Here is a 13336-nt window from a genome sequence, read left to right on the forward strand (position 1 = left end):
CGGCGGCGGGCGCGGGGTGGTTCTCGGCGGACGGGGCGCGGTGGTCGCCGGTGGCGCTGCCGGTGGCGGTGCCGGCGGCCAGCGACCGGACGGTGGCGGTGGTCGCGGCGGGTGGGGTGGCGCTGCTGCTGGTGGACGACGGCGCGCGGGCCGAGGTGTGGGCGGCGCGGGGGCCGTGGGGGCGCGCATGAGCCTCTCACCAGCGTGTTTCCGGTCGGTGTCGGATGTCCGATTTTCCCACCACGCGGGCCGGTGTGTTACAGCACTTCTGTGAATCCGGCCACTCAACGTAACGGTTAGGTCAACCCCGCTTCCCAGGTCTACCTTCGCGGCCCGCTGGTGGGATAACGTCCCGGCCCAGACCGGGATCGCGGTCGGTCCGGCCAACCTCTCGCAAGGTCCAATTCGCGGTGGGTGGTTTCCGGGCCATCGGACGGAGGAGGGTACGAGCCGTGAGGCAGAAGCTCGCACGGGTGCTGGGTGGCGTGGCCATCGGCGCGCTCGTTTTCAGTGGCGCGGCCTGCAAGGCTGACAGTGGTAGTGATGCGGGTGGCAGCAAGGCCGCCTGCGACCTGAAGATCGGCTACTTCGGCCCGCTGACCGGTGACGCCGCGGGTCTCGGTATCCACATGCGCAACGGCACCAAGCTGGCCATCGACCAGTACAACAAGGACAACGCGGACTGCAAGGTCCAGCTCTCCGAGTACGACTCGCAGGGTGACCCGGCCAAGGCGCCGGCCCTGGCGCAGCAGGCGGTCGGCGACAGCAAGGTGGTCGGCATCATCGGCCCGGCGTTCTCCGGTGAGTCCGAGGTTGCCGACCCGATCTTCGACGAGGCCGGCCTGCCGATCATCACCCCGTCGGCGACCCGTCCGAGCCTGAGCACCAAGAACTGGAAGATCTTCCACCGGGGCGTCGGTAACGACACCTCGCAGGGCCCGGCCGCCGGCCGGTACATCAAGAACGTCCTGAAGGCCGAGAAGGTCTACGTGGTGGACGACCAGTCGGCGTACGGCGCCGGCCTGGTGGACGAGGTGAAGAAGGTCATCGGCTCGGTCGCGGGCGAGGACAAGATCCAGGTCAAGCAGACCAACTTCTCCGCCGTGGTCACCAAGATCCAGAGCAGCGGTGCGAACGTCCTCTTCTTCGGTGGCTACTACACCGAGGCCGGCCTGCTGCTCAAGCAGCTCAAGGGCGCGGGCTGGAAGGGCACGATGGTCGCCGGTGACGGTGTCAACGACGCCAACTTCATCAAGGTCGCCGGCGAGCAGGTCGCCGAGGGCACGATCCTCACCTGCCCGTGCGCCCCGGCCACCGCGGCCAAGGGCACCTTCGTGACCGACTACAAGGCGGCCTTCGACAACGCCGAGCCGGGCACCTACGCCGACGTGTCGTACGACATCACGAAGATCATGCTGGAGGGCATCAAGGCCGGCAAGGCTTCGCGCGCCGACCTGCTGAGCTTCATCAACTCCTACAACGGCACCGGCGGCGCCACCGGCGTCACCTACAAGTTCGAGTCCAACGGCGAGCTTGACCCGGCCCAGGTGCTGGTCTGGGCGTTCAAGGTGAACGCGGGCAAGGTCGTCCCCGACATCGAGATCCCCAAGTCCTGACCGGTTCGTCCGGTCCCGGCACGGGACACCAGGCGTGCGGCCGGGAGTATTTCCTCCCGGCCGCACCGCTTGGCCGCACAGTTGGAGCCCCCACTTGAACTTCGATGAGCTCTTCGGGAACTTTCCGGCGCTGACCATCACCGGCCTGGAGCAGGGCGCGATCTACGCGCTCATCGCCCTCGGCTACACCCTGGTGTACGGCGTTCTGCGCCTGATCAACTTTGCTCACTCCGAGGTCTTCATGGTCGGTACCTTCACCGCCCTGTGGACCTGGCAGGCCCTCGGCTACGACCAGAACTCGGCCGCCCCGGCCCTCGGCCCGCTGATCCTGGCGGTCGTCGCCGGTCTCGTGGTGGCGATGGCCGCCTCGGCGGTCACCGCGGTCACGGTCGAACTGGTCGCCTACCGGCCGCTGCGCCGCCGCAACGCGCCGCCGCTGGCCTTCCTCATCACCGCGATCGGCGCCTCGTTCGTGCTCGCCGAGTCGTTCGGCATCAGCACCAGCCGGGCCCCGTTCGGCATGCCGGACCTGATCCCGCAGAAGACGGTGTTCACCCTCTTCGGCGCCGCGGTGACCAACGTCCAGCTGCTCATCCTCGCCGTCACGCTGATCATGATGATCGCGCTGGACCAGTTCGTGAACCGCAGCCGCCTGGGCCGCGGCATCCGGGCGGTCGCCCAGGACGCGGACACCGCCGCGCTCATGGGTGTCAACAAGAACCGGGTCATCCTGCTGGTCTTCGTGCTCGGCGGCCTGATGGCCGGCGTGGGCGCCCTGCTGTGGGACATCCGGTTCGGCTACACCAAGTTCAACGTCGGCTTCCTGATCGGGCTCAAGGCCTTCTCGGCCGCGGTGCTCGGCGGCATCGGCAACCTGCGCGGCGCGCTGCTGGGCGGCCTGCTGCTCGGCGTGGTGGAGAACTACGCGGCCGGCCTCTTCGGCGGCGAGTGGAAGGACTTCACCGGCTTCGTGCTGCTGATCGTGCTGCTGATGTTCCGGCCGACCGGTCTGCTCGGCGAATCTCTCGGGAGGGCGCGCGCATGACCGCCACCGTGGACAAGAAGCGGACCGCGGGTATCAAGAGCCGCTGGGCGGCCATGCCCAAGCAGGTGCGCTGGGCGGCGATCGCCGCGCTGATCGTCCTGCTCTACATCCTGCCCAACAAGTGGTTCTACGAGTACCTCGGCTTCCCCGTCGGCAGCGACTACTTCGCCTTCTACACCACCCGCTCGGACTTCGCCGGCGTGCTCTTCGACACCGCGGTGTTCGTCCTGCTGGCCGTCGGGCTCAACGTGGTGGTCGGCTTCGCCGGCCTGCTCGACCTGGGCTACTTCGGCTTCTACGCGCTCGGCGCGTACACGGTCGCGCTGCTCACCTCGCCGGAGAGCCGGTTCGGCACGAACTGGCCGTGGCTGGCGGCGGTGCCGCTGGCGGTGATGGTGGCGATGGTCTCCGGGGTGATCCTCGGTGGCCCGACGCTGCGCCTGCGCGGTGACTACCTGGCGATCGTGACCCTCGGCTTCGCCGAGATGATCCGGCTGTACGCCGCGCGCCAGGACGGCATCGCCCAGGGCCAGCGGGGCATCCCGGCGATCCCGCACCCGCCGGGCACCGGCACGGACGGCAAGCCGCTGTTCGGGGTGGTGGACGCCCGGCCGTACTACTGGCTGATGCTGACGCTGATCCTCATCGTGCTGGTGCTGATCCGGAACCTGGCCAACAGCCGGGTCGGGCGGGCCTGGGTCGCGATCCGCGAGGACGAGGACGCCGCCGAGATCATGGGCGTGCCGACGTTCAAGTACAAGCTGTGGGCGTTCGCCATCGGCGCGGCCGTGGCCGGCCTGACCGGCGCGGTGTTCGCCGGCAAGCAGACGTTCATCAACTCCGACCAGTTCGTGCTGGAGAGCTCCATCCTGGTGCTCGCCGCGGTGATCCTCGGCGGCGCCGGCAACATCAAGGGCGCCATCGTCGGCGGCGCGGTCACCTGGTACCTGCCGGAGTGGCTGCGCGGCGTCGGCGACCTCATCGGGGTGGAGTTCGACGCCGCCGAGTACCGGATCCTGGTCTTCGGCCTGGTGGTCATCGTCATGATGATCTTCCGGCCGCAGGGTCTGGTGCCCAACCGGCGGCGGGCGGCGGAGTTCGCCGACCGGCGCAAGGAAGCGGTTCCCCAGGAGACGGTGCCCAATGAGTGAGCCGCAGATGCACAGCGAGCGGGACGAGACCAGCGAGCGGGACATCGCCGACGACGGTCGCAGCACGGTCGGCACCCCGCCGGAGAAGGGCGCGGACACGCCGGTCGAGCCCACGCCGGGCGATACCGCCCCGGCCGGGCGTGAGCCGCTGCTGGAGGTCGACCACGTCACCCTCCGCTTCGGCGGTGTGGTCGCCCTCGACGACGTCGCCTTCACCCTGTACAAGGGGGAGATCCTCGGCCTGATCGGCCCGAACGGCGCCGGCAAGACGACCTGCTTCAACGCGATGACGGGCGTCTACCGGCCCACCGAGGGCGAGATCCGGTTCGCCGGGCAGCGGATCAACGGCCGGCGTCGGAGCTGGATCACCAAGGCGGGCATCGCCCGGACGTTCCAGAACATCCGGCTCTTCCCGGAGATGACCGCGCTGGAGAACGTGATGGTGGGCGCGGACGCCCACCACAAGACCAGCGTGATCGCCGCGATGCTGCGGCTGCCGCGGCACTGGCGGGAGGAGCGGGAGGGCCGCGAGAAGGCGCACGAGCTGCTGCGCTTCGTCGGCATCGAGCGCCGCGCCGGGGACCTGGCCCGCAACCTCTCGTACGGCGAGCAGCGCCGGCTGGAGATCGCCCGGGCCCTGGCCACGGATCCGACCCTGCTCTGCCTGGACGAGCCGGCCGCCGGCTTCACCCCGGCGGAGAAGGAGGAACTGAACGGCCTGATCCGGAAGATCCGCGACAATGGCACGACGATCCTTCTGATCGAGCACGACATGCGACTCGTCATGGGCGTGACCGACCGGATCGTGGTGCTGGAGTTCGGCAAGAAGATCGCCGAGGGCCTGCCGGCCGAGGTCCGTGAGGACCCGAAGGTGATCGCCGCGTACCTGGGGGTGCCGACCGATGCTGCTTGAGATCAACGACCTGACCCTGCTGTACGGGCGGATCCAGGCGCTGCACGGGATCAGCCTGACGGTCGACGAGGGCGAGGTGGTGGCCCTGATCGGCGCGAACGGCGCCGGCAAGACCACCACCATGCGGGCCATCTCCGGGCTGCGTCCGGTGGCCTCCGGCTCGATCGTCTTCGACGGCACCGACGTCACCCGGATGCGGGCCGACCTGCGGGTGGCCCGGGGCATCGGGCAGGCGCCCGAGGGCCGGGGCGTCTTCCCCGGGATGAGCGTCGTCGAGAACCTGGAGATGGGCGCGTACACCCGCAGGGACCGGGCGGGCATCGCCGAGGACATGAAGATGGTCATGGACCTCTTCCCCCGGCTCGCCGAGCGGCGCAAGCAGCCCGGCGGCACGCTCTCCGGCGGTGAGCAGCAGATGCTGGCGGTGGGCCGGGCGCTCATGGCCCGCCCGCGACTGCTGCTGCTCGACGAGCCCTCGATGGGGCTCGCGCCGATGCTGATCCAGCAGATCTTCGAGATCATCACCCGGATCAACGAGCAGGGCACGACCATCCTGCTGGTGGAGCAGAACGCCCAGCAGGCGCTCTCCCGGGCCCACCGGGGCTACGTGCTGGAGACCGGCCGGATCGTCAAGGAGGGCACCGGCCGGGACCTGCTGCACGACCCGGCGGTCAAGGAGGCGTACCTCGGCGTCGCCTGAGTCGTACCTGCCGGCGGCCGGCCGTCCCCACCCGGGGTGGCCGGCCGTCGCTTTTCGCGGTGCCGCCGTCCGCCGGGTTGTCGGCCCCACGGACTAGAGTCGCTGCCGTGACAGCTACGACGCCGCGCCTGCTCCTCGTCGACGGACACTCCCTGGCATACCGGGCGTTCTTCGCCCTGCCGGTGGAGAACTTCTCCACCACCACGGGGCAGCCGACCAACGCCGTCTACGGCTTCACCTCGATGCTGATCAACGTGCTCCGCGACGAGCAGCCCAGCCACATCGTGGTCGCCTTCGACGTCTCCCGCCGCTCCTTCCGCACCGAGAAGTACGCGGAGTACAAGGCCGGCCGCAGCGAGACCCCGACCGACTTCAAGGGCCAGGTCAGCCTGGTCAAGGAGGTCCTCGCGGCGCTGCGCATCCCGGTCGTGGAGAAGGAGGGTTACGAGGCCGACGACGTCATCGCCACCCTCGCCTGCCAGGCCCGCGACCAGGGCATGGACGTGCTCATCACCACCGGCGACCGGGACGCCTTCCAGCTCGTCGGCGACCGGGTCACCGTGCTCTACCCGCGCAAGGGTGTCTCCGACCTGGCCCGGATGGACCCGGCCGCGGTCGAGGCGAAGTACGGCGTCGGCCCGGGCCGCTACCGCGACCTGGCCGCCCTGGTCGGCGAGACCAGCGACAACCTGCCCGGCGTCCCCGGCGTCGGCCCGAAGACCGCCGCCAAGTGGATCAACCTCTACGACGGGGTCGAGGGCGTGGTGGCCCGGGCCGACGAGATCAAGGGCAAGGCCGGCGACAGCCTGCGCGAGCGGCTCGCCGACGTGATCCGCAACTACGAGATCAACTGCCTGGTCACCGACCTGGAGCTGCCGGTGCGCCCGGAGGACGCCCGCTGGCAGGGCTGGGACCGGGAGGCCGTGCACCAGGTCTTCGACACCCTCCAGTTCCGCATCCTGCGCGACCGGCTCTACCAGTACCTGGAGGCCGTCGAGCCGGAGGCCGAGGCCGGCTTCGAGCTGGCCGGGCAGGTGCTCGCCGAGCCCGGCGCGCTCGCCGGCTGGCTGGCCACGCACGCCCCGGCCGGTGCCCCGGTCGGCATGGCGGTCAAGCTCGACACCGGCCCCAACCGGCGGCACAGCGCCGCCGTGACCGGCATGGCGCTGGCCACCGCGGGCGGCGCGGCCGCCTGGTTCGACCCGGCCCGGCTGGCCGAGGCCGACGAGGTCGCGCTGGCCGGGTGGCTCGCCGACGAGGCCCGCCCCAAGGTGCTGCACGACAGCAAGCCGGCGGTGCTCGCCTTCGCCGCGCACGGCTGGGACCTGCAGGGCATCTCCCGCGACACCCAGATCGCCGCCTACCTGGCCCGGCCCGACCAGCGCTCCTACGACCTCACCGACCTGGCGCTGCGCTACCTGCACCGGGAGCTGCGGGTCGACGCGCCGGAGAGCGGCCAGCTCACCCTCGACGGGCTCGGCGACGACGGCGCGGCCGAGCAGAACCTGATGCTCCAGGCCCGGGCCACCCTCGACCTGGCCGACGCGATCGACGCCGAGCTGTCCCGCGACGGCGAGCAGTCCGCCCGGCTGATGGCCGGCGTCGAGCTGCCGCTGATGCGGGTGCTGGCCACCATGGAGCGCACCGGCATCGCCGCCGACACCGAATACCTCTCCGAGCTGGAGGCGCACTTCGCCGCCGAGGTGAAGGCGGCCGCCCAGGGCGCCTACGCGGAGATCGGCCGGGAGTTCAACCTGGGCTCGCCCAAGCAGCTCCAGGAGATCCTCTTCGGCGAGCTGGGCCTGCCCAAGACCAAGAAGATCAAGACCGGCTACACCACCGACGCCGACGCGCTGCAGTGGCTCTACGCGCAGAACCCGCACCCGGTGCTGGCGCACCTGCTGCGCCACCGCGACGTCGCCAAGCTCAAGATGACCGTCGACGGGCTGCTCAAGTCGGTCTCCGACGACGGCCGGATCCACACCACGTTCAACCAGACGGTGGCGGCCACCGGCCGGCTCTCCTCGACCGAGCCCAACCTGCAGAACATCCCGATCCGCACCGAGGAGGGGCGGCGGATCCGGCGGGCCTTCGTGGTCGGCGAGGGCTACGAGTGCCTGCTCACCGCCGACTACAGCCAGATCGAGATGCGGATCATGGCGCACCTGTCCTCCGACGACGCGCTGATCGAGGCGTTCAACTCCGGGCACGACTTCCACGCCGCCACCGCCTCCTCGGTCTTCACCGTCGAGGTCGACCAGGTCACCGCCGACCAGCGGCGCAAGATCAAGGCGATGAACTACGGCCTGGCGTACGGGCTGAGCGCGTTCGGCCTGTCCCAGCAGCTCGGGATCAGCGCCGAGGAGGCCCGCGGGCTGATGGAGAACTACTTCGCCGGCTTCGGCGGGGTCCGCGACTACCTCCAGGAGGTGGTGGCCCGGGCCCGGCAGGACGGCTACACCTCCACCATCCTGGGCCGCCGCCGCTACCTGCCCGACCTGGTCAGCGACAACCGGCAGCGCCGGGAGATGGCCGAGCGGATGGCGCTCAACGCCCCGATCCAGGGCTCCGCGGCCGACATCATCAAGGTCGCCATGCTGCACGTCGACACCGCGCTGCGCGACGCCGGGCTGCGCTCCCGGATGCTGCTCCAGGTGCACGACGAGCTGGTCTTCGAGGTCGCCCCCGGCGAGCGGGAGACCCTGGAGGCGCTGGTCCGCAAGGAGATGGGGGAGGCGTACCCGCTCTCCGTGCCGCTGGAGGTCTCCGTGGGCGAGGGCCGCGACTGGAACAGCGCCGACCACTGACCGGCACGACGAGAATCAGGAGCCGGCGGCCGCGAAGGCGCGGGCGGTGGCCCGGCCGATGCCGGTGCCCGCGCCGGTGACCACCACGGTCCGCCGCTGGTCGTCGTTCCTGCCGCCGATCGTCCGACCCTGCCGTCGGTGGCCGGGTCAAGTGCCCGCGTCAGCGGCCCGGCCCCCGGCGCTCCTTGGGCGGGGCGCCGTGCCGCTGCAGGGCCTTGCGGGACGGCCCACCCGGCGGCGGCAGCGGTTCCTTGACCGGGTCGTGGCCCCAGTTCATCAGGGAGTACCGCCACCGGGTCCGGCGCACGTCGCCGCTCGGCCGCTGGGCCATGTGCCGCCGGACGTACCCGACGACCTTGCGCATGTGCTTGTAGTCGGCGGCGGTGAGCTGGTCACGCTTGCGGCGCAGCAGGTCGATGATCTTCCGGCCGGACTCGTGGCCCACCGACTCGCCGCCCCGGGTGCCCTTCCGCCAGCCCACGTGCTTGGACTCGTCGGTCTCCAGCCACTTCTGCAGCTCGGTGGGCTTCATGTTCACCGCGTCGGTGAACTCCTGGTAGGTCTGCCGCGGGTCGTCACTTCGGCTCATGACGCAGCACCTCCGGTCGGTGGGCGACGTCCCGGCCCGAGTCGTCGTTGCGGATCCGGTACTGCGGCTCCTCCGGCGAGGCGTTCACGGCGTGCCCGCGGATGTGTGTCCGGTCGATGAGCTTCTCCTTGACCACGCCGTACGCCCGGCCGCTGTGGCTGGCCCAGGAGACGTGGTCGCCCCGGCGGAACTCCTCCTTCTCGGCCATGCGCGCGGTTACCCGGGGCCGACGGCCGGAAACGACGCCTCAGGCGGCGGCCGGCTTCTCCGACACGAAGATGGCGGTGCCGGGGAAGAGCCGGCCGCGCAGCGGGCTCCACTGCCCCCAGATCCCCTCGTGTCCCGCCGGCCACTCCGGCTCCACCAGATCCACCAGGCGGAACCCGGCGCCGACCAGCTCCCGGATCCGGTCGCCGAGGGTGCGGTGCTGTTCGACGTACGTGGCCACCCCGCGCTCGTCCTGCTCGACGTAGGGGGAGCGGTCGAAGTACGAGTGCACGGCCGTGAGCCCGCCCTCGCCCGGGTCGTCGAGGAAGATCCAGCGCATCGGGTGGGTGACCGAGAAGACCCACCGGCCGCCGGGGCGCAGTACCCGGGCCACCTCCCGCATCGCCGCCGCCGAGTCGTCCACGAACGGTATCGCGCCGAACGCCGTGCAGACCGTGTCGAAGGCCGCGTCGGCGAACGGCAGGGCGAGCGCGTCGGCCTGCACGAGCGGCACGCGTACGCCGGTCCGGGCGGCGGCCTCGGCGGCGTGCCGCAACATGCCGGCGGACAGGTCCAGGGCGACCGGCCGCGCGCCCTGCGTGGCGAGCCAGCGGGCGGCGGCGGCCGCGCCGCAGCCGAGTTCCAGGATCCGGCGGCCGGCCAGCTCGCCGAGGAGCCGGGCGTCGGCCTCGCGCAGCCCCTCGGGACACCAGACGAAGTCCACCTCGCCCAGGAACGCGCCGTGCTCGGCCTGGTAGGCGTCGGCGTCCGTGTCCCACCAGCCCCGGTTGGCCCAGCGGACCTCGGCCGCGCCCACCCGGCGCCGGGTCACCCTGTCGTCGTCCACCCGCCCACGCTAGGCCCTCGACGACGGTACGCGGCGTGCGGGCCGCTCCGGGCGGGGGCGTGGCGGATGGGGCGGATGTGACGGAGGAGACAGCTGTGGCACCTTACCGCGCGAAATCTCCGCTTTCGCAGCTGGCGCGCCCGAGGAGACCCGGGAGGGCTTGCACGCTGTGGTAATGCAGCGGGTAGGCTAGACGATGCGCTCGCGGATCGTGTGCCTCGGCAGGGAGCAGGTGCGCGGTCACCGGAGCCACTAATGATCTTCTGATGGCGATCGTTCGGTGTGCCCGGCGACGGATCCGCTGGCGCGGACAGGTCACCGCGACGCCACGCCTGCTGTGACAACCCATCCGACCGGAGCAACCGCCCACATGACGAGCAGCATCGAGGCCCCCTCGAGCGCCAACAAGGTCACGCACGACGATCTCGGTTCCGAGGAGGCTTTCCTCGCCGCGATCGACGAGACCATCAAGTACTTCAACGACGGCGACATTGTCGAAGGCACCGTCGTCAAGGTCGATCGGGACGAGGTCCTGCTCGACATCGGCTACAAGACCGAGGGCGTCATCCCCTCTCGGGAGTTGTCGATCAAGCACGACGTGGACCCCGCCGAGGTCGTTTCGGTCGGTGACCACATCGAGGCCCTTGTCCTCCAGAAGGAGGACAAGGAGGGGCGTCTGATCCTCTCCAAGAAGCGGGCGCAGTACGAGCGGGCCTGGGGCACGATCGAGAAGATCAAGGACGAGGACGGCGTCGTCCGCGGCTCGGTCATCGAGGTCGTCAAGGGTGGTCTCATCCTCGACATCGGGCTGCGCGGCTTCCTGCCCGCCTCGCTCGTCGAGATGCGGCGGGTCCGTGACCTGCAGCCGTACGTCGGTCGCGAGCTCGAGGCCAAGATCATCGAGCTGGACAAGAACCGCAACAACGTGGTGCTGTCCCGCCGGGCCTGGCTGGAGCAGACGCAGTCCGAGGTGCGCACCGAGTTCCTCAACAAGCTGCAGAAGGGCCAGGTCCGCAAGGGCGTCGTCTCCTCGATCGTCAACTTCGGCGCGTTCGTCGACCTGGGCGGCGTGGACGGCCTGGTGCACGTCTCCGAGCTCTCCTGGAAGCACATCGACCACCCGTCCGAGGTCGTCGAGGTGGGCCAGGAGGTCGAGGTCGAGGTCCTGGACGTCGACCTGGACCGCGAGCGGGTCTCGCTGTCGCTGAAGGCGACCCAGGAGGACCCGTGGCGGCAGTTCGCCCGCACCCACGCGATCCAGCAGATCGTGCCGGGTAAGGTCACCAAGCTCGTGCCGTTCGGCGCCTTCGTCCGGGTGGACGACGGCATCGAGGGCCTGGTCCACATCTCCGAGCTGGCCGAGCGCCACGTGGAGATCCCGGAGCAGGTCGTGCAGGTCGGCTCCGAGGTCATGGTCAAGGTCATCGACATCGACCTGGAGCGGCGCCGGATCTCGCTGTCGCTCAAGCAGGCCAACGAGGGCTTCGTCGAGGGCGAGGAGCACTTCGACCCGACCCTCTACGGCATGGCCGCGACCTACGACGAGCAGGGCAACTACATCTACCCGGAGGGCTTCGACCCGGAGACGGGTGAGTGGCTCGAGGGCTACGACAAGCAGCGCGAGACCTGGGAGCAGCAGTACGCCGAGGCGCGCCAGCGCTGGGAGGCCCACACCAAGCAGGTGCAGACCTCCCGGGCCGCCGACGCCGAGGCCGCTGCCAACCCGGCTCCGGCCGTCACCGGCACCACCACCACGACCTCGGCCCCGAGCCGTCAGGCCGAGGAGCCGGCCGGCACGCTGGCCACCGACGAGGCGCTCGCCGCGCTGCGGGAGAAGCTCGCCGGCGGCAAGTGACCCGGTGACGACTCCAGCTCGGCGAGGCCGAGACTGGCGCAGTCGCTGACGACGACGGGCCCCGTCCCCGCGATCCGGTACCACCGGGTCGCCGGGGGCGGGGCCTTCGCCGTGTCCGGGGGAAGTTGGCACCGGAAACGGTGATCGGGTTGACTGTTCCGGTGCTGAAGGTGGGATTGACCGGCGGGATCGGATCGGGCAAGAGCGCGGTGTCCAGCCGGCTGGCCGCGCTCGGCGCGGTGATCATCGACGCGGACCGGATCGCCCGCGAGGTGGTCGCCCCGGGCAGCGAGGGCCTCGCCGAGATCGTCGCGGCCTTCTCCGACCGGGTCCTCGACGCCGACGGGGCGCTGGACCGGGTCGCCCTGGGCGCCGTGGTCTTCGCCGACGAGGGCGCCCGCCGCCGGCTGGAGGCGATCACCCACCCCCGGGTCCGGGCCCGCACCGCCGCGCTGGTCGCCGCGGCGCCCCCCGACGCCGTCGTGGTCAACGACGTGCCGCTGCTGGTCGAGGTGGGGCTCGCGCCCACGTACCACCTGGTGCTGGTGGTGCAGGCGGCGGTGGCCACCCGGCTGGAGCGGCTGGCCCGCGACCGCGGCATGGACCGTGCGGAGGCCGAGCGGCGGATCGCCGCGCAGGCCGACGACGCCCGCCGGCAGGCGGCGGCGGACGTCCTGCTCGGCAACGACGGCACCCTGGCCGACCTGCACGCCGCCGTGGACACCCTCTGGCACGAGCGTCTGCGGCCCTACGAGCGCAACGTCCGCGAACGCCGGGCGGTCCGGCCCGAGCAGGTTGTGCTCACCGAGCCCGACCCGACCTGGCCCCAGCAGTACGCCCGGCTGGCCGCCCGGATCCGCCACGCGGCCGGCGCCGACCTGCGGGTCGACCACATCGGCTCCACCGCGGTGCCCGGGCTGGCCGCCAAGGACGTCATCGACATCCAGCTCACCGTGCCGTCACTGGCCGACGCGGACGGGCCGCTCGCCGACCGGCTCGCCGAGGCGGGGTTCCCCCGGCTGCCCGGCGACTGGTGGGACAACCCCCGCCCGAACGGCAGCCGCCACTGGGAGAAGCGGCTGCACGGCAGCGCCGACCCGGGCCGCCCGGTGCACCTGCACCTGCGGGCGGCCGACTCGCCCGGCTGGCGCTACGCCCTGCTGATGCGCGACCATCTGCGCGCCGACCCGGGGCAGCGGGCCGCGTACCTGCAGCTGAAGCGGGAGTTGGCCGCCTCCGCACCGGACAGCGCCACCTACGGGACGCTGAAGGACCCCTGGTTCGACGAGGAGCACCTGCGGGCCGAGGAGTGGGCCGCGCAGACCGGTTGGCGGCCGTGAGCCCGCTCAGCGGCGTTTCGCCGGCTGCCTGACCGGGCGCGCGGCGCCGGGCAGCGCCGGCACCCGCCCGGGCGCGAGGTCCAGCTGAACCCAGACGCCCCGCCCGGTCCGCAGCTCCAGCCGGCGCGGCAGCCCGCTCCGGTCGATCCACCAGCGCAGCCGGCCGCGTACCTCGATGACGTCCACGGTCCGGTCCGCCGCCCGGTCGTCGCGGATCCGGACCGCCGCGGTGGCCGGCACGGCGGTGGCGACGCTCCGCAGCGCCG

At 71.3% G+C, this 13336-nt stretch carries 11 protein-coding genes and 2 pseudogenes; 9 read left to right on the forward strand and 4 right to left on the reverse strand.

The window, feature by feature from the left end:
- The 7 genes and pseudogenes from B0E53_RS24405 to polA form a co-directional block, all read left to right on the forward strand.
- Positions 1–191, forward strand: a pseudogene (locus B0E53_RS24405) (hypothetical protein); the annotation flags it as partial.
- 261 nt (positions 192–452) lie between these two features.
- Positions 453–1616 (forward strand): branched-chain amino acid ABC transporter substrate-binding protein, encoded by a 1164-nt coding sequence (locus tag B0E53_RS24410; RefSeq protein WP_107078186.1) that lies wholly within the window; start codon positions 453–455, stop codon positions 1614–1616.
- A gap of 94 nt (positions 1617–1710) precedes the next feature.
- Positions 1711–2661 carry a branched-chain amino acid ABC transporter permease gene (locus B0E53_RS24415; RefSeq protein WP_107078187.1) on the forward strand — a complete coding sequence of 317 codons (951 nt, stop codon included), beginning with the start codon at positions 1711–1713 and terminating at the stop codon, positions 2659–2661.
- Positions 2658–3812 (forward strand): branched-chain amino acid ABC transporter permease, encoded by a 1155-nt coding sequence (locus B0E53_RS24420; RefSeq protein WP_107078188.1) that lies wholly within the window; start codon positions 2658–2660, stop codon positions 3810–3812. The genes B0E53_RS24415 and B0E53_RS24420 overlap by 4 nt, the downstream gene beginning before the upstream one ends.
- Positions 3805–4725 carry an ABC transporter ATP-binding protein gene (locus B0E53_RS24425; RefSeq protein ID WP_210406196.1) on the forward strand — a complete coding sequence of 307 codons (921 nt, stop codon included), beginning with the start codon at positions 3805–3807 and terminating at the stop codon, positions 4723–4725. Before B0E53_RS24420 ends, B0E53_RS24425 begins: the two co-directional genes overlap by 8 nt.
- Positions 4715–5425 (forward strand): ABC transporter ATP-binding protein, encoded by a 711-nt coding sequence (locus B0E53_RS24430; RefSeq protein ID WP_107078189.1) that lies wholly within the window; start codon positions 4715–4717, stop codon positions 5423–5425. The genes B0E53_RS24425 and B0E53_RS24430 overlap by 11 nt, the downstream gene beginning before the upstream one ends.
- 107 nt (positions 5426–5532) lie before the next feature.
- Positions 5533–8232 carry a DNA polymerase I gene (gene polA, locus B0E53_RS24435; RefSeq protein WP_107078190.1) on the forward strand — a complete coding sequence of 900 codons (2700 nt, stop codon included), beginning with the start codon at positions 5533–5535 and terminating at the stop codon, positions 8230–8232.
- Positions 8233–8392: 160 nt separating this feature from the next.
- Here polA and B0E53_RS24445 read toward each other — a convergent pair whose 3' ends face one another.
- The 3 genes from B0E53_RS24445 to B0E53_RS24455 are packed head-to-tail and all read right to left on the reverse strand — an operon-like array spanning position 8393 to position 9875.
- Positions 8393–8821: a DUF3140 domain-containing protein gene (locus B0E53_RS24445; protein WP_107078191.1), complete on the reverse strand. Its 429-nt coding sequence runs from the start codon at positions 8819–8821 to the stop codon at positions 8393–8395.
- Positions 8808–9029: a DUF2945 domain-containing protein gene (locus B0E53_RS24450; RefSeq protein WP_107078192.1), complete on the reverse strand. Its 222-nt coding sequence runs from the start codon at positions 9027–9029 to the stop codon at positions 8808–8810. Before B0E53_RS24450 ends, B0E53_RS24445 begins: the two co-directional genes overlap by 14 nt.
- Before the next feature lie 39 nt (positions 9030–9068).
- Positions 9069–9875, reverse strand: a complete 807-nt coding sequence (locus tag B0E53_RS24455) for a class I SAM-dependent methyltransferase (RefSeq protein ID WP_107078193.1) — start codon at positions 9873–9875, stop codon at positions 9069–9071.
- A gap of 370 nt (positions 9876–10245) precedes the next feature.
- Here B0E53_RS24455 and rpsA point away from each other — a divergent pair, with 370 nt between their 5' ends.
- Both rpsA and coaE read left to right on the forward strand, forming a co-directional pair.
- On the forward strand, positions 10246–11730 hold the full coding sequence (rpsA, locus tag B0E53_RS24460; RefSeq protein ID WP_107078194.1) for a 30S ribosomal protein S1: 1485 nt from the start codon (positions 10246–10248) through the stop codon (positions 11728–11730).
- 161 nt (positions 11731–11891) lie between these two features.
- Positions 11892–13070 (forward strand): dephospho-CoA kinase, encoded by a 1179-nt coding sequence (gene coaE / locus B0E53_RS24465; protein ID WP_107078195.1) that lies wholly within the window; start codon positions 11892–11894, stop codon positions 13068–13070.
- A 6-nt stretch (positions 13071–13076) separates the two neighbouring features.
- On the opposite strand, the pseudogene B0E53_RS37820 reads toward coaE, so the two are convergent.
- A pseudogene (locus B0E53_RS37820) lies at positions 13077–13336 on the reverse strand (hypothetical protein); the annotation flags it as partial.

Source organism: Micromonospora sp. MH33 (genome assembly GCF_003013775.1).
GTDB classification, from domain to species: domain Bacteria; phylum Actinomycetota; class Actinomycetes; order Mycobacteriales; family Micromonosporaceae; genus Micromonospora; species Micromonospora fulviviridis.

Coding starts and splice junctions, on each gene's coding strand:
- B0E53_RS24425 (WP_210406196.1), top strand. CDS start 3,805: ATGAGTGAGCCGCAGATGCACAGCGAGCGGGACGAGACCAGCGAGCGG.
- B0E53_RS24420 (WP_107078188.1), top strand. CDS start 2,658: ATGACCGCCACCGTGGACAAGAAGCGGACCGCGGGTATCAAGAGCCGC.
- rpsA (WP_107078194.1), top strand. CDS start 10,246: ATGACGAGCAGCATCGAGGCCCCCTCGAGCGCCAACAAGGTCACGCAC.
- B0E53_RS24430 (WP_107078189.1), top strand. CDS start 4,715: ATGCTGCTTGAGATCAACGACCTGACCCTGCTGTACGGGCGGATCCAG.
- B0E53_RS24445 (WP_107078191.1), bottom strand. CDS start 8,821: ATGAGCCGAAGTGACGACCCGCGGCAGACCTACCAGGAGTTCACCGAC.
- B0E53_RS24450 (WP_107078192.1), bottom strand. CDS start 9,029: ATGGCCGAGAAGGAGGAGTTCCGCCGGGGCGACCACGTCTCCTGGGCC.